The following is a 23140-nucleotide window of genomic DNA, read 5'->3' as shown; positions in this document are numbered from 1 at the left end:
TTTTTTATGTTTTGCAACAAATCTATGTATTTAATATTTGATCTGCCGGAGACAATATGCGCTAATATTTGTTAATTTTAAACTATATGAAGAGACTTTTATGGCTGCTGCTTTTTCCAGTGGTGGCATTTGCACAAAAAACGGAAGACCTGACCAGGTATGTGCAACCTTATTCAGGAACTGCGGCATCGACTACAAAAGCAGCTTTAAAACATGGGAGCGGAACCGAGCTGAATGCCAATACCATTCCCGGCGTGGGTATTCCTTTTGGCATGATCCAGTGGACACCACAAACGCAGACGGGGGAAACCAAATGCAATCCTCCTTATTTATACCGCGATACTAAAATCAGCGGATTTAGAGGGACACATTGGCTAAGCGGTTCCTGTGTTCCGGATTATGGGAGCTTTACAGTCATGCCGGTTACCGGCAAACTTAAGACCACAGTTGCAGCCTATGCTGCGGAATTTTCACACCGTGACGAAATCACTACGCCTTATTATTATAGCGTCAGGTTCCCCGCGGATCAGCTAAAAGCAGAATTAACCGGAACGGCCCGCTGCGGCATGATGCAGTTTACTATGGGTAAAACGGACAGCTTGTACCTGCTGATTGGGCCAAATAGTGATAAAGGCAAAGGTTTTGTTAAGATAGACAGGGCCAGGGGAGAGATTGTTGGTTATAATCCGGCTTATAGGATCTACCAGGGAAGCGGCAATCCTGCGGGTTTCAATGGCTGGTTTGTGGTGCAGGTGGACAGGATATCATCTACTGGTGGTATTTTTGCCGGCAGCGGTATTTTGCTTCAGGACAGTGTTTTAAATCAAAAACAATCAGGGGCCTATCTGGGCTTTAAGCTCAATAAGGGAGAGCGGCTCCGCATTCGAATCGGGACTTCCTTTAGCAGTTTGGCGGGGGCGCGGAGAAACCTTCAGGCTGAAATCAGTAACTGGGAATTTGAGGAACTGGTAAAACAGCAAAAAGGGGTGTGGCAAAAAGCTCTGGAGCAGATCAAAGTTAAAACTGCGGCGGAGAAGGACAAAAGGATTTTTTATACGGCTTTTTATCATTCACTCCAGCATCCGCGCCTGTTTAATGATGTTGATGGCACTTATCCGCGGTTTGCAGGTCAGTACGAGTTGGCTAAGCTTGACAAGGGCAATTATTATGATGATTTCAGCATGTGGGATACTTACAGAGCACAGTTGCCTTTGTTTGAGCTCCTGAAGCCGGATCTGGTCAATGAATTTGTTGCATCAATGATCATCAAAGGACAGCAGGGTGGCTGGATGCCTATTTTCCCATGCTGGAACAATTATACGGCTGCAATGATCGGCGACCATGTCACCTCATTCATTGCTTCAGCCTATTTAAAGGGTATCAGGGGATATGACATCAACGCAGCCTATCGCCTGATGCGACAAAATGCTTTTGAATTGCCTGCCGATGAGGATTATCAAAATGGGAAAGGCAGGCGGGCACTGACCTCCTACCTCAAATACAATTATATCCCAATGGAAGATGATGTGCCCTTTGCCTTTCACAAAAAGGAACAGGTGAGCCGGACACTCGAATATGCTTACGATGACTATGCGCTGGCCATGATTGCAAAATCGCTCGGAAAAAAGACAGACTACGAGCAGCTTGTGAAAAGGGCAGAGAACTATAAAAATGTATTCGACCCTTCAGTGAACTCAGTTCGCGGAAGAAATGCGGACGGGAGCTGGATCAGTAATTTTAAGGTTGATGAAAAAGCATCCTTCATCACCGAAGGCACGCCGCGGCAATATTCTTTTTATGTACCACAGGACATTCCGGGTCTTGCCAAATTAATGGGAGGGCCGGCAGGGTTAGAGAAAGCGCTGGACACCCTGTTTGAGAGAAATGAATACTGGCACGGCAATGAACCGGGCCATCACATCTCTTTTTTATATAATTACACTTCATCTCCATGGAAGACCCAAAGGGCAGTGCATCAGATCATCCGGGATGAATATAGTGATGGGCCGGGAGGACTGAGTGGTAACGACGATTCGGGTCAGATGTCTGCCTGGTACGTTTTCGCCAGCATGGGATTTTATCCGGTCAGCCCGGCCTCAGATCAGTACATGATCTGTTCGCCTTTATTTGATGAGATAGAGATCAGCCTGCCGGAAGCCAAAAAGTTAAAGATCACTACCCGCAAGGCATCACCTGAATCTATCTACATCAGGGAGATCAAGTGGAACGGAAAAGTATATACTAAATATGAGATCAGTCACGAGATGCTGGTGAAAGGAGGGAATGTAGAAATTTATCTTTTTAACTCACCCGGCAGATAGCCAAAGTGCTTTTTGAAAGCTTTTGAAAAATTGTAGGGTTCATTATAGCCCATCGTATAGGCAACTTCGTAGATGGTGCAGCCGGAATCCAGGAGCATCTGCCGGGCGTAGTCCATCTTCAGTTCATTAAGATATCCGAAAACGGTGAGACCGAACAACTCTTTAAATCCTTTTTTGAGCATAAATTCATTGAGCCCGGTCTCACGGGCAATGCCGTTCAGGCTTAAAGGGTCAAACATTCTTTGTTTGATGAATTGCCTTGCCGCATGCAGCTTTTCAATATTGTGGCGTTCCATTTTCAGGGGCCTTTGCCCGTTTAAATTTTCTGCCTGTTCTGCCTGCAGCAGAAATAGCTCAATGATCTTGGATTCAAAGAACAACTGCTTCATACTGCCGGTATACACACAATTTTGCATTTCGTTGATGAGTGACTGCTGTCTCGGCGTAACCGGAAGCGCGTGTTCAGAAAGATCTGCCGCTTTTCCTGAATGTACCTTCTCCCAGAATCTTTTAAGGCAGTCAAGATCAGCAGAGTAGAGCCTGCGAAAAAAAGGTTCATACAGGGAAATCCCGAAATTCCTGATCTCGGGGCTGCTTAAAGCATAATATCCGTCAAATCCCGGAACAAAGGACAATACATGCTCATTATCGTTGAGTACATATTTATCTTTACTGTTCAATTCCCATGCGGAGCTTTGTCCCTGCAAAGAAAAGTACATGGCCAAAGTAGGTGTTTCATGGCGCTCCCGGAGGGTGATTTCCCGTTCTTGTTTGCTGTTTGCTGCGAAGATGTCGGCCCCGTCTATTCTGATCTCACTCACGCGCATAAAACTTGACGTACCGATTTCGTCAGTATATTGAACCTCACAATGTTCGGTTAGATTATCAAAGATTGACGTATTTAATTCCTTGTCATTCATGTACTTAGGAGGTGATGTTTTGAGGCAGGTCTAAAAGCGAATCTAATAAAATTTTACCTTTTAAAAGAAAAAGTCAGGAAATAAATCCTTTTTGCATGGTATATTATCCTTTCCTCAGGGGTAGCCGGACATCAATTTTATTCAAATTTGTTGAGAAGAGCGTTTATTCTGGTTGAGCTGTAACCCCGAAACTTATGAAGCAGGAATTTATAGAAATTAAAGGAGCGCGCGAGAACAATCTGAAGAATGTCTCCCTTAGGATACCCAAAAGAAAGATCACCGTATTTACCGGCGTATCGGGCTCCGGAAAATCATCCATTGTGTTTGAAACCATTGGCGCTGAAGCGCAAAGATTGCTCAATGAAACTTTCTCAACCTTTATCCGTAACCGCCTGCCAAAATACGGACAGCCGGACGCAGACTCCATCGAAAACCTTTCTACTGCCATTGTGATCGATCAGAAACGCCTCGGCGGAAACTCCCGGTCTACCGTTGGTACCATTACGGATATTTATGCGGTGCTTCGGTTGTTGTTTTCAAGGATCGGGAAGCCATTCATCGGTTATTCCAATGTCTTTTCATTTAATGATCCTTCCGGCATGTGTCCCGAGTGTAATGGCCTTGGAGAAACCGTAAAACTGAACCTGGATAAGTTCCTGGACAAGTCAAAATCTTTGAACGAAGGGGCGATCCTGTTTCCAGCGTTCTCTGTAGGCAGCTGGTACCTCAATACCTATCTCTACTCCGGATTGTTTGACAACGACAAGAAACTGGGCGATTATACGGAAACCGAATGGGAAACCTTGCTGCACGGGAAAAGCAAGAAAGTGCCGATGATGCACGACAACCTGCCCATCAACGGAAAGTTTGAAGGTCTGGTCGATAAGTTTAACCGGATGTACATTCAGCGGGATACCAGTGTGCTTTCCGAATCCGTCAGGGCTACGCTCGAGCGTTTCATCGCTTTTGCGCCATGCCCATTGTGTAAAGGTACACGGCTGAGCCAGGCGGCGCTCAGCTGCAGGATCAATGGTTATAATATTGCCGAGCTTACCCACTTACAGATTGATGAACTGATCCGCATCATCGCGGAAATTGACGACCCCATAGCGGTTTCAATGACTTCAGCCCTGATCATGCGCTTACAGCACCTGGTTGATATCGGGCTGGAGTACCTGAGCCTGGACCGGGAAACCAGCAGCTTGTCTGGCGGGGAATCGCAGCGGATTAAAATGGTGAGGCACCTCGGTTCCAGTCTGACAGACATGATCTATATATTTGATGAGCCCAGCATTGGGCTGCATCCCCGTGATGTTCATCGCCTGAATGAATTGCTGATGCAGCTTCGTGACAAAGGAAATACGATCCTGGTGGTGGAACATGATCCGGAAGTGATCGGCATTGCAGACCATATCGTCGATGTTGGTCCGCAAGCGGGGGTACACGGAGGCGAAGTTGTCTATGAAGGAACAGTGGCCGGGCTGGCACAGGCAAAAACGCTGACCGGCAGATTTCTGAGCCAAAAGCTTCCCCTAAAACCGGAGTTCAGGAAAGCTACGGGCCAGCTGATCATCAGCAATGCGGTATTGCACAACCTTAAGAATGTCACGGTGTCTATTCCTAGGGGTGTTTTTACTGCCGTCACAGGTGTGGCCGGTTCAGGAAAGAGCTCTTTGATCAACGGCATCTTTGTGAAGCAATATCCTGAAGCCATCATCATCGATCAGTCGGCAGTAAGTACCTCTATCCGCTCAAACCCGGCGACCTATACCGGGGTCATGGACGACATCCGAAAGCTGTTTGCCAAAGAGAACGGGGTAAGCCCTTCCTTGTTTAGCTTCAATTCCAAAGGCGCCTGTCCAAACTGCCAGGGAACAGGATTTATTTTTACTGACCTGGCTTTTCTGGAGCCCGTGAAAACCATTTGTGAGACCTGCAACGGCAAGAGGTTTAAAGAAGAAGTCCTGGAATATAAATTAAAAGGTAAATCCATTACTGAAGTCCTGGAGATGACAGCCGAGGAAGCCGTTGATTTTTTTGAGAAGAAAGACCTGAAACGTAAACTGCAGGCCATTCATGATGTGGGTCTGGATTACCTCACGCTTGGCCAGCCATTGAGTACGCTTTCAGGAGGAGAATGCCAGCGCATCAAACTTGCCAGCAACCTGCACAAAGAAGGAAGTATTTATGTGCTTGATGAGCCTACAACCGGGCTGCACATGTCTGATACCGGTCACCTGCTTGAAATTATGAACCGCCTGGTAGATGGGGGAAATTCAGTAATTGTGATAGAACACAACCTGGATGTGATCCGGAATGCGGACTGGGTCATAGATATGGGGCCTGAGGGCGGAAAAAAAGGAGGAGAGGTCATTTTTACCGGCACGCCAGCGGACTTGCTGCATGATCCGGGTTCGCTGACAGGCAGATATCTTGCAGCGCAATTAAAAACAGAAGGAGAACTCAGGTCATGAATGTCAGAATCAACCCGTTATTTGTCAGAATCACACCCTTGCTTTTTAACAACAGCAAATTATCTTTGAAATTAAAGTATTGATTATGAAACAAAAAAAATATATAATTAGCTTTTTGCTCTTAACTGCCAGTATGGCGACCAGCGCCCAGACGGCGGACTCGCTCAATTACAGCTTCAGCCTGAAGCAAGCTGTCGATTATGCGCTGGCTCATCAAACAGCCGTACTCAACGCTGCGGTAGATGAGGAGATCGCGAAGAATACGGTGAAAAAAACTGTAGCGATAGGATTGCCCCAGGTATCCGCTAACTTCAATTTTCAGGATTTCCTCAAGGTTCCGACGAACTTACTTCCCGGAGAGTTTTTCGGACAGCCCGGAACACAGATACCTGTCAAATTTGGTGTAAAGTACAATTCATCAGCCGGCATAGAGCTCAACCAGCTGATCTTTGACGGGAGCTATATTGTAGGTCTGCAAGCCGCTAAAACGTATAAAGAACTATCTGCAAGACTAACAACCAGAACAAAGATTGAAACAGCAGTTGCCGTTACAAAGGCTTATTATTCAGTCCTGGTTAGTGCGGAACAACTTACGCTGGCGGATGCCAATCTGAAAAGGCTCACAAAGTCACTAACTGAAGCGGAAGCTATGTTCAAGAATGGATTTTCAGAAAAAATAGATGTGGACCGGCTGCAGGTTCTGAAAAACAATCAGGAAACAGATCTTGAAAACGTGACCAGGATGCTTTCGGTAAACCTGGACATGCTGAAGTTCCAGATGGGCATGCCGGTGGAAGCAAGACTTGTGACCACTGATAAAATCATTGATGTCCGCAAGGCAAGCACTGTGAATGTTATAAAAGATACTGCTTCTTACAAAGGACGAATCGAATATTCACTGCTTGAGACACAACAGAAGATCAATGAGTTTAGCCTGAAACAAGAAAAGAGCAGATTTTTGCCGTCATTAAGCGGCTTTGCAAGCGCAACAAAAAGCTTTCAGTCAGACAGTTTTACGGAGCTGTATGACCGGAACTTTCCGACTTCAGTGATTGGACTGAAGCTGACCTGGAACATCATCACGGGCGGACAGCGGATCTATGATGTGCGCAATGCCAGGCTGGCGGTAGTCAAAACGCGAAATGATCTGTTTAACCTTAAAAATAACATCAACGGAGAAGTTGCAACCACACGCAGACTGCTGGAAAACAGCCTTCGCTCTGCCGATAATCAAGACCGGAACCTGAAGCTTTCCAGGGAGATCCTTCGCGTTGCACAGATCAAGTATCAACAGGGAGTTGGCTCTAGCCTGGAGGTAACCACCGCAGAATCGTCCTTAAAAGAGGCAGAAAATAATTACATCAAAGCGCTATACGATCTGCTGATCAATAAAGTGGATCTGGATAAAGCAACAGGAAAAATTAACTACTAAAACCACCCCAAAATATGAAGACCTTATATACCCTTGCCATCGTACTTTTTTTAGCATCCTGCTCATCAGGAGAAAAACCTAAAGACAAGAAAACTGAGCTGGACCAGCTAAAGAAGGAGCGTACAGCACTTAATGATAAAATAGCCCGACTCGAAACAGAGCTGGGTGTTGATAAGAACAATGCGGAAGTCAAAGAAGTCGCCGCTGAAGAAATGAAGGAAACAACCTTTGAGAACTATGTAGAAGTTCAGGGTAAGGTTGACGCCGTTGACAATGTCGAGATCACCCCTCAGATCGCAGGGGCTATTACTGCTGTTTATGTGAAAGCAGGCCAGAACGTGAGCCGTGGACAAGTACTCGCCCAGATCGACGACAAAGTGCTTCGCCAGAGTATTGCCCAAATGCAGACCCAGCTGGAACTGGCTACAACAGTCTTTAACCGTCAGAAAAATCTCTGGGACCAAAAGATCGGTACAGAAGTCCAGTACCTGACCGAAAAAAGCAAAATGGAAGGGCTTCAAAAGCAACTGGCCGGACTGCAGTCGCAATCTGCCATGAATAAGATCAAAAGCCCGATTTCCGGAACGGTTGACGCCATGGAATTGAAGCTGGGCCAATCGGTAATGCCGGGCACACCAACCGGCATCCGGATCGTCAATGCCAGCAACCTCAAAGTGAAGGCCCTGGTTTCCGAAAATTACGCGGGTAAAGTAGATGAAGGAGATGAGGTAGAAGTGAACCTGCCGGATTTGCCGGACACTTTTAAAACGCGCATCAGTTTTGCCGCTAAAGTGATCGACCCGGTATCCAGAGGCTTCAACGTAGAAGTGAAGCTGCCGTCCAACAAAAAATACAGACCAAACATGCTGGCTGTGCTCAAGATTGTTGACTATAAAAACAGTAAGGCCCTGATTGTGCCGGTGAATGCCATTCAAAGATCGGAGACCAGCGAATACGTATATGTTGCTGTAAACGGAAAAGCGAAAAGGACCGACATCAAAAGCGGCAAAACATCTGAAGGCAAGGCCGAAGTGGTCTCAGGCCTGAAAGCCGGGGACAAGGTCATCGTGACTGGTTTCCAGGAGCTAAACGACGGCGATGCTGTTAAAATATAAGCTGATTCAAATTTGAATTGAATATGAAAGACGTAAATAAAGAGTTTGGCCCATCCAGTTGGGCCATAGATAACAGGACGGCCATATATGTATTTACCTGCATATTGTGCATCATGGGCTATTTCTCCTACCAGAGCCTCCCCAAAGAGAACTTTCCGGAGGTGATCATTCCCAAGATCTTCGTTCATACTTACTATCGGGGAACTTCACCCGCCAATATGGAGAATCTGGTGACCAAACAACTGGAAAAAGAGATCAGAGGTACTTTGGGATTAAAAAAAGTAACCTCCAATTCTTACCAGGATGTTTCATCCATTACTGCTGAATTTAATGCGGATGTAGACATCAAGGATGCCAAGCAGCGGATTAAGGACGCAGTAGACAAAGCCAAGTCGGACCTGCCCAAGGATCTGCCTGAGGATCCGGTCATTATGGATGTCAATCTTTCAGACATGCCAATCATGTATGTCAACATCTCGGGTGATTATGACCTCAAAAAACTGAAGGAATACGCCGATGACATCGAGGAAAAAATAGAAGGACTGAAGGAGATCGCCGGAGTCGATATTGTTGGTGCGCTGGAGCAGGAAATCCAGATCAACGTAGACATTCCCAAAATGGAGGCAGCTGCAATTTCATTCAATGACATTGGTGCTGCTGTGGGCGCTGAAAATAAAACCATGACCGGCGGTGAGGTAAAGCTGGATGGCATGCGCCGTAGTCTGAACATCAAAAAGGAATTCAAAGATGCCACAGAGCTGGGCAACCTGGTCATCAGGTCAGCGGCTGGAGGCTCGGTTTACCTGAAAGACATTGCCGAAGTTAAAGACGATTTCAAGGAGCAAAAGAGTTATGCCCGTCTGTACGGTAAAAATGTAATTACCCTGAATGTCAGGAAGCGTAGCGGGGAAAACCTGATCGAAGCTTCCGATAAGATCAACGCGATGCTAAAGGAGATGAAGGGGACAACGGTACCTGAAAAGCTGAACATCACCATCACAGGTGACCAGTCAGACCAGACGCGCATCACCCTCCATGACCTGATCAATACCATCATCATCGGGTTTATCCTGGTGACACTCATCCTGATGTTCTTTATGGGGGTGACCAATGCACTATTTGTAGCCCTCTCCGTGCCGCTTTCCATGTTCATTGCCTTCCTGTCAATGCCGGTACTCGGCGGAGTGTTTGATTTTAACTTTACCATGAACATGATGGTATTGTTTTCCTTTCTGCTGGGACTCGGTATCGTGGTCGATGATGCAATCGTGGTGGTGGAAAATACCCACAGGATCTTTGACAATGGCAGAACGCCCATCGTTAGAGCCGCCAAGACTGCTACGGGTGAAGTATTCCTGCCGGTGCTTTCGGGAACTTTGACTACACTGGCTCCATTCTTTCCGTTATTGTTCTGGCCAGGGATTATCGGTGAGTTCATGTATTTCCTGCCGGTCACACTGATCGTGACTTTAACCGCTTCACTGATCGTAGCCTATATCATCAATCCGGTTTTTGCGGTTGATTTTATGAAACCGCATGATGATCATGAGGACCAAAGACCTACTTTTACTAAAAGGGTGAGGATCACATTAATAGTGTTTGCCATACTGATCTTATTGGGTTACCTGATCAACTTTGGTCTGGGCAACTTTTTAGTATTGCTCGCGCTGTTGTACCTCTTGAATCATTTTGTACTCACGGGTGTGATCAAGAAGTTCCAGAACGTGATCTGGCCAAAAGTGGTCAATAAATACAATGGCTTGCTGACCTGGGCGCTGAAACGTCCAAGAACGATGATCTGGAGCACAGTTGGCTTGTTTTTCTTTACCATGATCCTGGTAAGCATGGTACCGCCCAAGGTCGTATTCTTTCCAACGGCTGATCCGAATTTTGTGTATGTGTATATTGACATGCCGGTAGGAACCGATCAGGCTTATACCGATAAGGTGGTGCAAGAGGTAGAGGGAAGGGTGACAAAAGTTGTGGGCCGTAATAACCCCGACGTATCCTCCATCATCTCGAATGTGACCGTCGGCGTGACCGACCCCCAGTCGGAGGATCAGGGCGAATATCCAAATAAGGGTAAAGTAACCATCGCGTTCGTATCTTACGGATTGAGAACGGGAGAAAGTACAGCTACTTATCTGGATAAGATCCGTAAGTCAGTAAGAGGTATCCCGGGTGCAAAGATAGCTGTGGCCCAGGAACAGGGCGGCCCGCCTACGGCTAAGGCCATCAGTATTGAGATCACGGGTGATGACCTGGATTCAATCGCCGCTACCTCTGACAGATTAAAGAAACACCTGGATAAAAAGCAAATTGCGGGTGTAGAAGAACTGAGCTCTGATTTTCACGCCAACAATCCGGAAGTAATTTTTGACATAGACCGGGAGCGGGCAAACAGGGAAGGCATTTCAACTGAGACGATCGGAAATACGCTGCGCACAGCGTTATTTGGTTATGAAGTATCTAAATACCGTGACGTCAATGACGATTATGACATCTACGTAAGGGCGAAAGAAGGTCAGCGAAATGACCTGGCTGCACTTCGGAATATCAAAATTACCTACCGGGATATGGCCATGAACGGGGTCATCAGGCAGGTGCCGATATCCTCTTTTGCAAAAATTGATTATGTAAATACCTACGGCGGTGTGAAACGTAAGCAGCAGAAAAGGATCATTATCCTTTCTTCCAATGTGCTTGGAGAATACAATCCGAATGAAGTAGTGGCCAATATCCAGAGGGAGATCAATGAATTTAAGGCACCTGCAGGAGTAGAGATCAGAATGGCCGGCGAGCAGGAAGAGCAAATGGAAACTGCGGCATTCCTGGGTACGGCTATGGTCAGCGCATTGTTCATCATCCTGATCATCCTCGTGATGCAGTTCAATTCGATCAGCAAGCCGATCATTATCTTAAGCGAAATTCTATTCAGCATCATCGGAGTGCTGCTGGGTGTTACCATCTTCCGTATGGACCTTTCAATTGTAATGACCGGTTTGGGCATCGTAGCCCTTGCGGGTATTGTAGTCAGAAACGGAATCCTGCTGGTAGAATTTACTGAATTGATGGTAGGGCAGGGTATGCCTGTCTACGAGGCAGTAATTGAAGCTGGCCGTACCAGGATGACGCCTGTATTGCTGACTGCGACCGCTACCATGCTGGGACTGATCCCGCTGGCTGTGGGCATGAACCTGGATTTCGTCACACTCTTTACAGAGCTTAATCCGCATTTGTATTTTGGAGGAGACAATGCAGTATTCTGGGGACCATTGTCCTGGACCATCATCTTTGGGTTAAGTTTTGCAACTTTCCTGACATTGGTGTTGGTGCCATGTATGTATCTGGTCGCTGACAATAACAAAAAAAGGCTTAAGAAGATGTTGTCTTCTAAGTCTTCAACGGAAGAGTTGCCAAAAACTACAGAGAATTAACGTTTTTATCGCTTTAGATAACCTGGATATATACGGGACTGGTCAATCACCAGTCCCGTTTTTTTATTCCTGCATATCGGGCCTTGTAACGAATGTTGGCAATACCGCAAACCTTTAGTTAAATTTTTACGTATATAAAGATAACATGAAGATAAAATGAAGTTTATATTACTGATTTTCCTTTATTTTGCAGATCATAACTATATTAACGTATTAACAATCTCTAACCAAATGAGCTATCAGGATTACAAGTGCAGAAAGTGCAACACGGATTTTCATTATCAGGTGCCGCGGGGGTTTGTACTAAAGCATTTGCTGGGGTTTCTTCCATTAAGAATTTATTGGTGCCCTAAGTGTACCACCAACAGGTATGTGTGGATTGGAAACAAAAAGAAGGGTTAGCCCTTCTTTTTCTGTTTAAAGGGCTTTGTAAATTATTTGATTTAAATGGAATTATTGTTTTACTTTTGAGTGGGATGATATTCTGCCAGCGATGCTTATGAGGAATACTTTACTACTGGTTTTATTTTTAACAGGCACATCAGCAGCATTTGCGCAGATGAGCGGCGACTATAACTACAGTATCGGGATCCGTGGTTATACGGTGATGCAGATGCCAAAAATACTGAACGAGTCAGGGTCCAAGTATTTTACCAATAGTACACTAAATGGTGTCATGGTAAAGTTCAATGACAACCAGATCAGCTACCGGCTAAACGGAACTTATTATAACAAATCGAAGCAATTCTTTAACAATTGTGCCACTTGTGAAGAAGCCAATGGCAAGCTGGTGGATTATTCATTTAAGGTGGGATTTGAAAAGAATTTTAATTATGCAAGGATTCAGCCCTATTTTGCCATAGACATCGGTTACCGGTCCAACACCTTTTCAGGGCAAACCGAAAACAGGAATGAATTAAAGGCCTCAGAGATGGCCAGTATTCAGGTAGAAGCCTCTAAAACAGGCTTTGTTTTGACCCCCGTATTGGGAATAAAAGCCAGCATTACCGATCAGATTTCCTTTTTTGCCGAAGGAAACCTGGATTTCTTTTATTCTTATGAGCGGCAGGAAACAACATTGGGTGATGCGGCCAATACACAGACGTTCAAAAGATATTATAAGGCAGAATTTTTATTGAATCCGTTCTCAGTCGGAATTCAGGTCCACCTGGGAAGTAATAAGTAGTTTTAAGTATTCTTCAGGCCACCTTGAATGACCTGAGATTCCCTATAAAACAAATAATTGTGTATGTTTGCAGCCATAAAATTTAAAAGATCATTCCAATGAAAGTTGCCCTAATCACCGGTGTCACAGGCCAGGACGGTGCCTATTTAGCAGAGTTTTTGTTAAAGAAAGGTTACTTTGTGCATGGTCTGAAAAGGAGGTCTTCTTTATTCAACACAGAACGGATTGATCATCTGTATCAGGATCAGCATGAGCAAGGTGTAAATTTTAAACTTCATTTCGGGGATTTGACAGATTCTACGAACCTGATCCGCATTATCCAGGAAACGCAGCCTGATGAGATATATAACCTTGCCGCGATGAGCCACGTACACGTCAGCTTTGAAATGCCTGAATATACGGCAAATGCAGATGGTATTGGGACATTAAGGTTGCTGGAAGCAGTGAGGATCCTTGGATTAGAGAAAAAAACAAGAATATATCAGGCATCAACATCCGAACTTTATGGTTTGGTACAAGCAGTGCCGCAGAGTGAGAAGACGCCTTTTTATCCCCGCTCACCCTATGCTGCTGCAAAAATGTATGCCTATTGGATTACTGTAAACTACCGGGAAGCTTATGGAATGTATGCATGCAACGGGATTTTATTTAACCACGAAAGTCCTTTACGCGGTGAAACCTTTGTGACCCGTAAAATCACCCGTGCCGCAGCAAAAATAGCCTTAGGTCTGCAAGGCTGTCTTTACCTGGGAAACCTTTCCGCTCAGCGGGACTGGGGACATGCTAAAGACTATATTGAGGCAATGTACCTGATCCTGCAGCAGGAGAAACCTGAGGACTATGTCATCGCAACCGGGATTACAACTACAGTCAGGGACTTCGTAAAAATGAGCTTTGCCGAATTGGGTATTGAAGTGGAGTTTAGCGGCAAAGATCAGCATGAAAGAGGCGTGATTATTGATGTTGACCCCGAAATGGTTGCCCGGCTGGGATTGGACGATGTAAATCTAAAACCGGGCACAATTGTGGTGCAGGTCGATGAGAAATATTTCCGTCCTACGGAAGTAGACTTATTGCTTGGCGATCCGACAAAGGCAAATACCAAATTAAACTGGAAACCCAAATACGACCTTCCCGCGTTGGTGAAGGATATGGTTCAATCGGATCTGCATTTAATGAAGAAAGATGAATATTTGAAACAAGGAGGTTTCAGAACACTTAATTATTTTGAATAACCGATATATAAACGCTCTTGTACCCTATGAAGTTTAATAGAATAATCGCTGCAGTACTTTTTTTTATTGCCATTTTCTTTTCTCAGTTTGCATTGGCCCAGACCAATTATTCGGATGTAAAAGTTGATGAACTTACCGATGCGCAGATCAGACAGTTGATGCTGCGGGCAGAATCTGCTGGTTATTCTGACGCACAGCTGGAACAGCTGGCGTCCGCCCAGGGTATGAAAGCCACGGAAATTAAGAAACTGAGGGCCAGAGTAGAAAAAATAAGAAATGGAGGGGGAGAATTAAGTAAGGATAAAGGTACAGCGGTGCCGACAGACCTGGACAGATCCAGGATCGTCAATAGAGATACCACTAATAGCAAGATTAAAGGTCTCCTGGGAAAGAATCAAATTGATGACGATACAACGGCGGTAGAGCAGGATATACTTGATGGACTAAGACCAAAGGTCTTTGGTGCTGATCTTTTCAAAAGTACCAATCTTACGTTTGAGCCTGATCTGAGAATGGCTACACCGAAAAGCTATGTTATCGGGCCGGATGACGAGTTATTTATTGATTTGACCGGAGACAATGACATCAGCTATGAACTGAAAGTTAGTCCGGACGGCAACATCCGTTTGCAGTACGTGGGTTTGGTTGCGGTGGGCGGGCTTACCATTGAGCAGGCGACCAACAAGATCCGGACATCTATGAGCAGGACCTATCCTGCGCTGCGGAGCGGACGTTCAAATGTCGCAGTGACATTGGGCAACATCAGAACCATTAAGGTGACAGTTGTCGGCGAAATTGTCAAGCCGGGCTCCTATAGCATCCCGTCCTTATCCACAGTTTTCAACGTTTTATATGAATCAGGGGGGCCAAATCGAAATGGGTCTTTTCGTAAGATTCAGGTGATCAGGAACAACAAAGTGGTGTCGACAGTAGATGTATATGATTTCCTGTTGAATGGCATTCAGAAAAATAATATCCGTTTACAGGATCAGGATGTAATCAATGTCCCCATATATCAAACCCGCGTGGAGGTTTCAGGTGAAGTAAAACGCCCTGCATTATTTGAAGTCCTAAATACAGAATCACTGGAAGACGTCATTCGTTTTGCCGGAGGTTTTTCTAATGAGGCCTATACAGCCCAGATCAAAGTATTGCAAAACACCAATAGGGAACGCAAGATCACCGATATTCCCGCAGATGAGTTTGTAAAATATAGCCCTTTAAACGGAGATAAATATGTTGTGGAAACCATACTCGATCGCTTCGAAAATCGTGTTGAAATCGCCGGAGCTGTATTCCGGGAAGGGCAATATGAACTAGATAAGGGTCTAACACTGAAGGGACTGATTGCAAAAGCCAATGGTTTGAAAGAAGATGCCTTCCTAAACCGCGCATACATCAACCGTTTGAATCCAGACAATACACAAGCACTGATCTCATTTGATCTTTCAAAGATAATCTCAGGAGCAGAGCCTGATATTACCTTACAAAGAGAAGATAAGGTAACCATATCATCTTTATTTGATTTGAGAGATGACTATAAGATTGATATCCAGGGAGAAGTCAGGTATCCGGGAACCATGGCATACGCCGATAGCATAAGCTTGGGGGACATAATCCAGAAAGCAGGCGGCTTTAAGGAAGGGGCTACACCAAATCGGATTGAAGTGTCAAGGCGGGTTAAAAATAGTGACGCGACCTCCATGTCTGCACGCACGGCAGAAGTCTTTATAATTGATGTTGACCCCCAACTGAGAATTTTAGGTCCTAAGTTCATATTAAAGCCTTTTGATGTAATCTCTGTTCGCAGTTCAGAGGGATATCAGGTTCAGAAACAAGTTAAATTAGAGGGAGAAGTATTATACCCTGGTATTTATACGATTACACATAAAAATGAAAAGATTTCAGACCTGATCAAAAGGGCGGGTGGACTAACCCCGCTGGCCTATGTGGACGGTGCCTCACTAAAAAGGCCGGGTGCAGAAAAAGTGAATCCAGGTGATAAAAATGCTATTGATAACACAGAAGAGGAAAATAAAAAGCTTCTGAACCTGAAACGTGCGCAGGAGGCTGGTGCGAAAGACGTCCTGCAAAAGGAAGAGGAGATAAAACTCATCCAATCAGATCTTGTCGGTATTGATTTAAAAAGGATTTTAAAAAAACCACAAGGGAAATATGATCTGATTGTAGAAAACGGAGATGTAATCCGGATACCAAGACAATTGCAAACCGTTAAGGTGACAGGAGAAGTGCTAAATCCCAATAGCATTGTTTATTCATCAGGCAAGAGCTTTAAACAATACGTGAATGGCGCCGGTGGATTTACCACCAGTGCGTTAAGGGGAGGCGCATATATAAAATATGCGAATGGTTCAGTTGAGGCAGCCAGCAGATTTTTGTTTTTCAATAATTACCCGCAGGTTAAGCCCGGATCAGAGATCCTTGTTCCAAAACGTGCGGATAGGGAAAAACTGAGCGCGCAAAACTGGATCGGAATCAGTACCGCGCTGGCATCTTTGGCCGCAATAGTTGTAACGCTGCTTAGGTAAATTTGTAAGGTTCAAATAAAATATGGATAAGCCACAAAATAACAATGAAGAAATTTCTCTGGGTGAGTTGGCCTCGACCATACGCACCTGGATCAATTATTTAATCTCCAGATGGCTGTTTATCACTATTTTTGTGGTAATAGGTGGGATCACAGGATTCCTGTACGCCCTGCTTACCAAACCAGTTTATACTGCAAATACAACATTTGTACTCGAGGAATCAAGCTCTCCAGGCGGGGGATTGGGTCAATATGCCAATATTGCCAGTATGATCGGTATTGACCTGGGGGGGGCAAGTAATGGAATGTTTACCAGTGAAAACATTGTTGAGATCTACAAGTCCAGACGGATGTTACAGACCGTGTTGCTGAGTTCCTTCAATTTTGCAGGCAAGAACCAGTTACTGATAGACAGGTATCTGGAATTCAACAGATTTAGAAAAAAGTGGGAAAATGAACCCGGACTAAAAGATCTGAGTTTTTCTTCTGAGGGGCAGCCTACGCAACTTCAGGACAGCATTTTGGGGGAAGTTATTAAAGAGATTAATAAACGGTATTTAACCGTAGAAAAACTCGATAAGAAATCAAGCATCATAAAAGTAAGCGTTAAATCTAAAGATCAGCTTTTTGCAAAAGCACTAACCGAAAAAGTAGTATCAACCGTAAATGAATTTTATATCCGGACTAAGACGAAAAAATCCCTGGATAACCTGGCCGTACTGCAGCAGCAAACAGATTCCGTAAGAGCGGTAATGAACGGGGCCATCATATCAGGAGCCTCAACCATTGACGCTACTCCTAATCTAAATCCGACCCGGCAGATATTACGTGCATCAGTACAACGGTCGCAGTTCAACGCAGAAGCAAATAAAGCAATGCTGGCAGAACTTTTAAAAAATCTGGAGCTGTCCAAAATTACCCTGAGAAAAGAAACCCCATTGATTCAAATTATAGATCAGCCTGTCTTGCCTTTAGACGAGGAAAAAGCGGGGAAGTTATCAAGCACAATTATTGCCAGTGTACTTTTCGGCCTTCTATCTGCTATATATCTTATCATCAGAAAGTAACCACATAATTTTGGGAACAATAAAGAAAAATTTTCTTTACAATTTGTTACTTACAATTAGCAACATCTTATTTCCCGTCATTACCTTTCCCTATGCTTCAAGGGTACTGGGCCCGGAAGGAATTGGCAAGGTACAGTTTGTTACAAATTTTGCTGCTTATTTTGTCTTACTTGCTGCGCTGGGCATACCTGCTTACGGAATCAGGGAGGTGGTCAGGCACAGAGCCGACCCTGTTGATCTGAGAAGGATTGTTACTGAATTGATTACGATTAATTTTGTAACCAGTTTATTGATGTTTATCATATACGCATCGGTGGTAATAATTGTTCCTTCATTGTATACCGATCGGAATTTTTACATCGTTGCAGTCTTCATGTTGTTACTGAGCTGTTGTAATGTGGACTGGCTTTTCTCAGGTTTGGAAGCCTTCCGCTTCATTGCGATCAGGTCACTAATTGTGAGAGGGATCTGCCTTTTACTATTGTTTTTTATGGTAAAGCAACGCTCTGATGATATTTATTATTTGGGAATTTCCGTTGCGGGGATAGTACTGAATAATTTATGGAATTTGTGGACCGCACGCCAATACCTGGACTTCAGTACCGTTAAATTAATTAACCTCAAAAGACATTATAAGCCGTTGCTGCTCATCTTCAGTACCATTGCCGCAATAAGCGTTTATACAATACTGGATACGATTATTTTAGGTTTTCTGGTTGATTACCAGTCTGTTGGATACTATACGGCAGCTTCGAGAATCATTAAAATAACGATCCCCGTAGTGACAGCACTCGGTACAGTTATGATCCCTCAAATTGCCAATGCTTTTAAAGACAATAACTTAGATCAGGTACGTGAGCTGGCCAAACACAGTTTTGATTTTGTGATCGTAATAGGTGTACCCGTAACAGTGGGTTTAATTGCGCTTGCACCTGAACTGATTGTTTTGTTTTCTGGTAGAGAATTCCGGGAATCTATATTGCCCATGCAACTATTTGCACCTGTCATTCTTGTTATTGGCTTTAGCAATATATGGGCTGTACAAATATTGATGCCCGCTTCCAAAGATTCCTACGTTACAATCTCAGTTTTCCTGGGGCTTATTGCCAGCCTCATCTTAAACTTCTCTCTCATACCTCATTTCCACTACATCGGGGCAACGATTGCAAATTTGCTTTCAGAGACTATTGTTATGATCGGCTTGATATACTTTTCCCAAAAGGTGATCAAAATCAATTTTGACTTCAAGCTCACCTTTCAAACATTGGCCGTTTCCATTTTGTTCCTGCCAGCGGTATACCTGATCCGAAAGTTTTCAAGTCCGTATCCGATGTATATATGCCTTTTAGCAGTCCCTGTGTGTGGATTAATATATGTATTTTTACAAATGTTTGTCATCAGAAATCCACGCGTCCTGAATCAGATACACGCCTTGCGAATGAAATGGTCAAACAACAAAACCACCAACGTCTAATAACATAGAAATTTGGAAAAAATCGGTAAAATATTTCGTTTTTTAGGCATGATCAATTTTAGGTCAGTATATTTCAATCTGAAATATTTTCCTTTGAGAACGGCAATTCGTTTACCAGTACTTGTTTCATCAAATGTGCTTTTGAAATGCACTGAGGGACAAATAAGAATCGAAGGGCCAATATTTACAGGTGTGGTGAGGCTTGGCTACGGTGATATGGCCCTGTTTGACAGAAGGCGTTCAAAAGGCATTTGGGAAGTTAAAGGGCTCGTGGTTTTTAAAGGTAAAGCCTGGATTGGACAGGGGACAAAAATATCAGTTGGCCAAACCGGCAGGATCATTTTCGGACCTGACTTTGAGGTTACCGCAAATAGCGCAATTGTATCATATTCAGAGATTGAGTTTGGGAAAAAATGCCTTCTGTCCTGGGATGTCCTGATTATGGATACGGATTTTCATGCAATCTTAAATGCCGAAGGAGCTGTAATAAATGCACCGAAATGCATCAAAATTGACGATAATGTCTGGATAGGATGTCGTTCAACTATTTTGAAGGGCAGCCATGTTGGTCCGGGGAATGTAATTGCCGCGGGCACAGTAGTGACAAAGAAACTTGAGGGGCAGCAGACAATTTATGGCGGACCGGAAGCTAAAATTTTAAGGGAGAATATTACATGGAAGCAGTAGATTCGTTTAAGACCAGGAAGCATTTCGATCTTATTCTCATCATCTCAGTAGTTTCAGTTTGGTTTTTTTCCCCTCTTGTCGGAGCACTATTGTTATTGCCACTCTGGATATCTTTCAAACAAAAGTCGCAGTGGAAAGATACGTTTATCATCTTTATGGCATCATTGACATTCGGTCTGATTGCCTACACCGGTCAATCGATAGGTGTTGACGAAACGGACATTGCACGATACCACTTCTATTATACCGTTGTAAGTGACATCGAATCCATAGGGAGTTTCTTTGTGCTGATGGTCCTCGATGGTGGGAGTAACCCTGTATTTTATGTAATCAATTTTTTAATATCCAGAGTTTTTCCATTAAACGTTCAGGTACACATTATGTTCTGGGTAACAGTTACTTATTTTTTTACCTTAATGGGGGTATATAAGCTATCGGGTTTATATGCCAGACCGGTTCCGACTCTGGTTACAAAATTGCTGATTTTTATATTTCTAATTGGCATCATGCCTTTTTTTACCATAACAGAGATCATCAAACAATCCGCTTCAGTTTCAATTTTCTTTTATGCCCTGTCAAAGAAGTTATTGAATGAAAAGCACAGCCTGCTGTGGTTATTGGTAGCACTGCTTGTCCATGTGTCGTCCATAATGCTGCTTCCGGTTTTCTTTTTTTATAACAACCGGTTGTTCATAAAAAACATCTATCTATTATTCTTTATTTCCATTGTACTTTCCTTTTTCAACTTCAATGTAATACTGACAAGTATCCTTTCACTTCTTCCGGGTGGCGCATTACTGGCTACCGCCAAAGAATATCAGAATGTGGAAGTATGGACAATTGGCTTTAGGATCTACTCCACATTTTTCTTTTACATCTTGCTGCTGTTGCCTTTATTTTATGATTATTACAGAACAAAAAAATTGAACATTCTGCCGGAGTACGAGCCCATAAAGAAGAACATCCTGATGATCTTATTTCTGAGCTTTATGATTTTGCTGATCAACCGGGGTAATGTACATAACTTTATCAGGTATGTTTTTGGCCTTTATCCATTTTATATGCTGGTCATCATATTCACATTAAAGACGCAGTTTAGGGCAGTTGAGCGCTATAGCATTGCCATAGTGGCGATCTGCTTCTTTACCTATTCCAACGTAAAACTCCTGGCCGTTCAGACCTCGGATGACGTCAATTATGCCAATTCCTACTTTGACAACTCCTGGAAAAACCTGCTAACCTCCAATGTATACGAATATTTAAGTTTTGAAGTAAGGTGAAAATTTTTATTGCTGATTTTTACAGGAACAATAATGAGCATTTCATGTATAATATGTCGATGCTCACAATCCTTTCCGGTTTTGAGGAATTTACAGAAGTCACATTTCTTGGAGACCGGGGACAGATTGAACTCATTCAACTTGAAGGGAAATCCGTGTTGACAAAACCTGTAGCTTTTATTCCGAAATACGTTCACCCCAAAGTTGGCGGAAGAGCCTGGATTGCCAAGATCTGGCATGAATTCAATAACGTCTTCGCCCTGCTGAGGACAGCACCCGAAGAATCGCTGATTTTCTTTTGTTCATTGTCACCCATCACCAGCTTTTTCTATAAGCTGATCAAAAGATTTTATCCTGAAAAAAAAGTTGTCATTACACTTCATGGCGATATCGACTTTATCCAGCAAAATAAGACAAGACTAAGGAACTGGCTCGGGAAATTTTTCAGCTGGAGCTTTAGTATGAAAGATCGAAAAACAAAATATCTGGTCCTGTCCAATACGATTAAAAAGAATTTAATAAGAGAAGAGATACTATCCGGCGATGAGCTGTATGCTGTCAATCATCCTTACGTTTTCGATGCCCTGAACAAGCAAAAAAAAACGGCTAAATTTCCAGTTAGAATAGGACATATAGGGGTGGCAAGTACAGAGAAAAATACACAACTCTTATTTACCCTGGCCAAAATATTTGAATATGAGATCAAAAGAAATGAGCTCAGCTTTTCAATTATTGGAATGACCGCCAATATCGATGAATTTAACAATGGGTTAGTTGAATATCAAAACGATAGCGAAATGTTGCCAAAATCACTGTTCAATGAAAAAATTGCCGGTTTAGATTATTCCATCTTCTTTTATAGCGATCAAAACTATAAATTCTGCAGCAGCGGAGCAATTCTTGATTCAATACACCATAGGATTCCAATCATATCTTTCAAAAATCAGGGCTTTGAGTCCCTGTTTAGTGAAGCACCGGGCCCTGTGGGTTATTTGTGCAGGAATATTGATGAAATGGAAAGAGTGATCAGGGATATTTTAAATAAGGATGTGGAAGCGGACTATATTGAAATGCAGCATAACCTCAATGCGTACCAGAACAACTTTACCATAGACTATGTCAAAGAAAAACTACATGAACAATTAATCCCATTTATTCATGCAAAATAACAGACCATTAGTAAGCGTGGTTATTCCGATGTACAATTCGGAAAAAACGATCCAAAATACATTGAGATCGGTATCCATTCAAACTTATACCCATCTGGAAGTAATTGTAGTCGATGATGGATCTACCGACGGTTCTGCGGGACTAGTTGAGCAATTTGCCGGGCAAAATCCGCAAATGAACATTCAGCTGATCAGGAAAGCAAATGGTGGGGTTTCTACTGCAAGAAATGCGGGGATGAAACAAAGCAAAGGCGACTATATCGCTTTGCTGGACTCGGATGATGAATGGCTGCCAAAAAAGCTTGAGATCCAGATTGAAATATTTAAAAATAACCCGCATATAGATTTTTTGGGCTCAACAAGAAACGGGGAGCATTTCAGCCGGTTTTTGTTCAAAAAGTTCTCCTATTTAACACATATATCGTCCAGATTGCTGTTATATAAAACATTTTTAATAACACCTACTACATTATTTAAGCGAACAATCCTGGATACTGTAGGGTATTTTGACGAGACCCAAAAATATGCAGAAGAGGGCAATTACTGGATCAGGGTCTGTAAAGACAATCATTGTGTCCTGCAAAATGAAAGTCTGGTCATCACAGGCGGGGGTAAGCCAGATTTCGGATTTTCAGGCTTGTCGTCAAATCTGAAACAAATGGAACTGGGGGAATTGAAAAACCTACGGGACGGCTTAAACTTAAAAATTATAGGCAGAATAGAATATGTTTTTCTAGTTTTGTATTCATTGGTCAAATATGTTCGCAGGATCCTTATAGTTAAATTGCGTTAGTA

15 protein-coding genes are annotated in these 23140 nt (G+C 43.5%); 14 read left to right on the top strand and 1 reads right to left on the bottom strand.

The genetic code is table 11. From position 1 onward, the window contains the following. Positions 1–86 precede the first annotated feature (86 nt). Entirely contained in the window at positions 87–2321 is a 2235-nt protein-coding gene (locus tag QEP08_RS19330; protein ID WP_285060326.1) for a GH92 family glycosyl hydrolase, read from the top strand. Here QEP08_RS19330 and QEP08_RS19325 read toward each other — a convergent pair. Further along, a complete protein-coding gene (locus QEP08_RS19325; RefSeq protein WP_285060325.1) occupies positions 2294–3241 on the bottom strand; it encodes a helix-turn-helix domain-containing protein in 948 nt (315 codons plus the stop codon). The two genes, QEP08_RS19330 and QEP08_RS19325, sit on opposite strands and share 28 nt — an antisense overlap. A gap of 194 nt (positions 3242–3435) precedes the next feature. Between QEP08_RS19325 and QEP08_RS19320 the strand changes: the two genes are divergently transcribed. The 13 genes from QEP08_RS19320 (at position 3436) to QEP08_RS19260 (ending at position 23138) form a co-directional block, all read left to right on the top strand. After that, positions 3436–5715 carry an ATP-binding cassette domain-containing protein gene (locus QEP08_RS19320; RefSeq protein ID WP_285060324.1) on the top strand — a complete coding sequence of 760 codons (2280 nt, stop codon included), beginning with the start codon at positions 3436–3438 and terminating at the stop codon, positions 5713–5715. A gap of 85 nt (positions 5716–5800) precedes the next feature. Continuing rightward, entirely contained in the window at positions 5801–7147 is a 1347-nt protein-coding gene (locus tag QEP08_RS19315) for a TolC family protein (protein WP_285060323.1), read from the top strand. A gap of 14 nt (positions 7148–7161) precedes the next feature. Further along, positions 7162–8262: an efflux RND transporter periplasmic adaptor subunit gene (locus QEP08_RS19310; protein WP_285060322.1), complete on the top strand. Its 1101-nt coding sequence runs from the start codon at positions 7162–7164 to the stop codon at positions 8260–8262. 23 nt (positions 8263–8285) lie between these two features. Beyond that, the gene (locus QEP08_RS19305; protein ID WP_285060321.1) at positions 8286–11699 is read left to right on the top strand and encodes an efflux RND transporter permease subunit; all 3414 of its coding nucleotides are present in this window, start codon (positions 8286–8288) and stop codon (positions 11697–11699) included. Between the two features lie 499 nt (positions 11700–12198). Further along, a complete protein-coding gene (locus QEP08_RS19300; RefSeq protein WP_285060320.1) occupies positions 12199–12885 on the top strand; it encodes a hypothetical protein in 687 nt (228 codons plus the stop codon). A 98-nt stretch (positions 12886–12983) separates the two neighbouring features. Then, positions 12984–14120 (top strand): GDP-mannose 4,6-dehydratase, encoded by a 1137-nt coding sequence (gene gmd / locus QEP08_RS19295; protein ID WP_285060319.1) that lies wholly within the window; start codon positions 12984–12986, stop codon positions 14118–14120. Between the two features lie 26 nt (positions 14121–14146). Continuing rightward, on the top strand, positions 14147–16669 hold the full coding sequence (locus QEP08_RS19290) for an SLBB domain-containing protein (protein WP_285060317.1): 2523 nt from the start codon (positions 14147–14149) through the stop codon (positions 16667–16669). Positions 16670–16691: 22 nt separating this feature from the next. Next, positions 16692–17735, top strand: a complete 1044-nt coding sequence (locus tag QEP08_RS19285; protein WP_285060316.1) for a Wzz/FepE/Etk N-terminal domain-containing protein — start codon at positions 16692–16694, stop codon at positions 17733–17735. Next, positions 17686–19209: a flippase gene (locus QEP08_RS19280; protein ID WP_285060717.1), complete on the top strand. Its 1524-nt coding sequence runs from the start codon at positions 17686–17688 to the stop codon at positions 19207–19209. The genes QEP08_RS19285 and QEP08_RS19280 overlap by 50 nt, the downstream gene beginning before the upstream one ends. 93 nt (positions 19210–19302) lie before the next feature. Then, on the top strand, positions 19303–19896 hold the full coding sequence (locus tag QEP08_RS19275; protein WP_285060315.1) for an acyltransferase: 594 nt from the start codon (positions 19303–19305) through the stop codon (positions 19894–19896). After that, positions 19884–21176 (top strand): EpsG family protein, encoded by a 1293-nt coding sequence (locus QEP08_RS19270; RefSeq protein ID WP_285060314.1) that lies wholly within the window; start codon positions 19884–19886, stop codon positions 21174–21176. Before QEP08_RS19275 ends, QEP08_RS19270 begins: the two co-directional genes overlap by 13 nt. A 59-nt stretch (positions 21177–21235) precedes the next feature. Beyond that, a complete protein-coding gene (locus QEP08_RS19265) occupies positions 21236–22345 on the top strand; it encodes a hypothetical protein (protein ID WP_285060313.1) in 1110 nt (369 codons plus the stop codon). Then, positions 22335–23138 carry a glycosyltransferase family 2 protein gene (locus QEP08_RS19260; RefSeq protein ID WP_285060312.1) on the top strand — a complete coding sequence of 268 codons (804 nt, stop codon included), beginning with the start codon at positions 22335–22337 and terminating at the stop codon, positions 23136–23138. Before QEP08_RS19265 ends, QEP08_RS19260 begins: the two co-directional genes overlap by 11 nt. The last annotated feature ends 2 nt before the right edge of the window (positions 23139–23140 follow it).

It is taken from the genome of Pedobacter ginsengisoli, from assembly GCF_030244015.1.
Lineage (GTDB): Bacteria > Bacteroidota > Bacteroidia > Sphingobacteriales > Sphingobacteriaceae > Pedobacter > Pedobacter ginsengisoli.
Note: the sequence above shows the minus strand (reverse complement) of the source record. Positions and strands in the feature narration are given on the sequence as shown.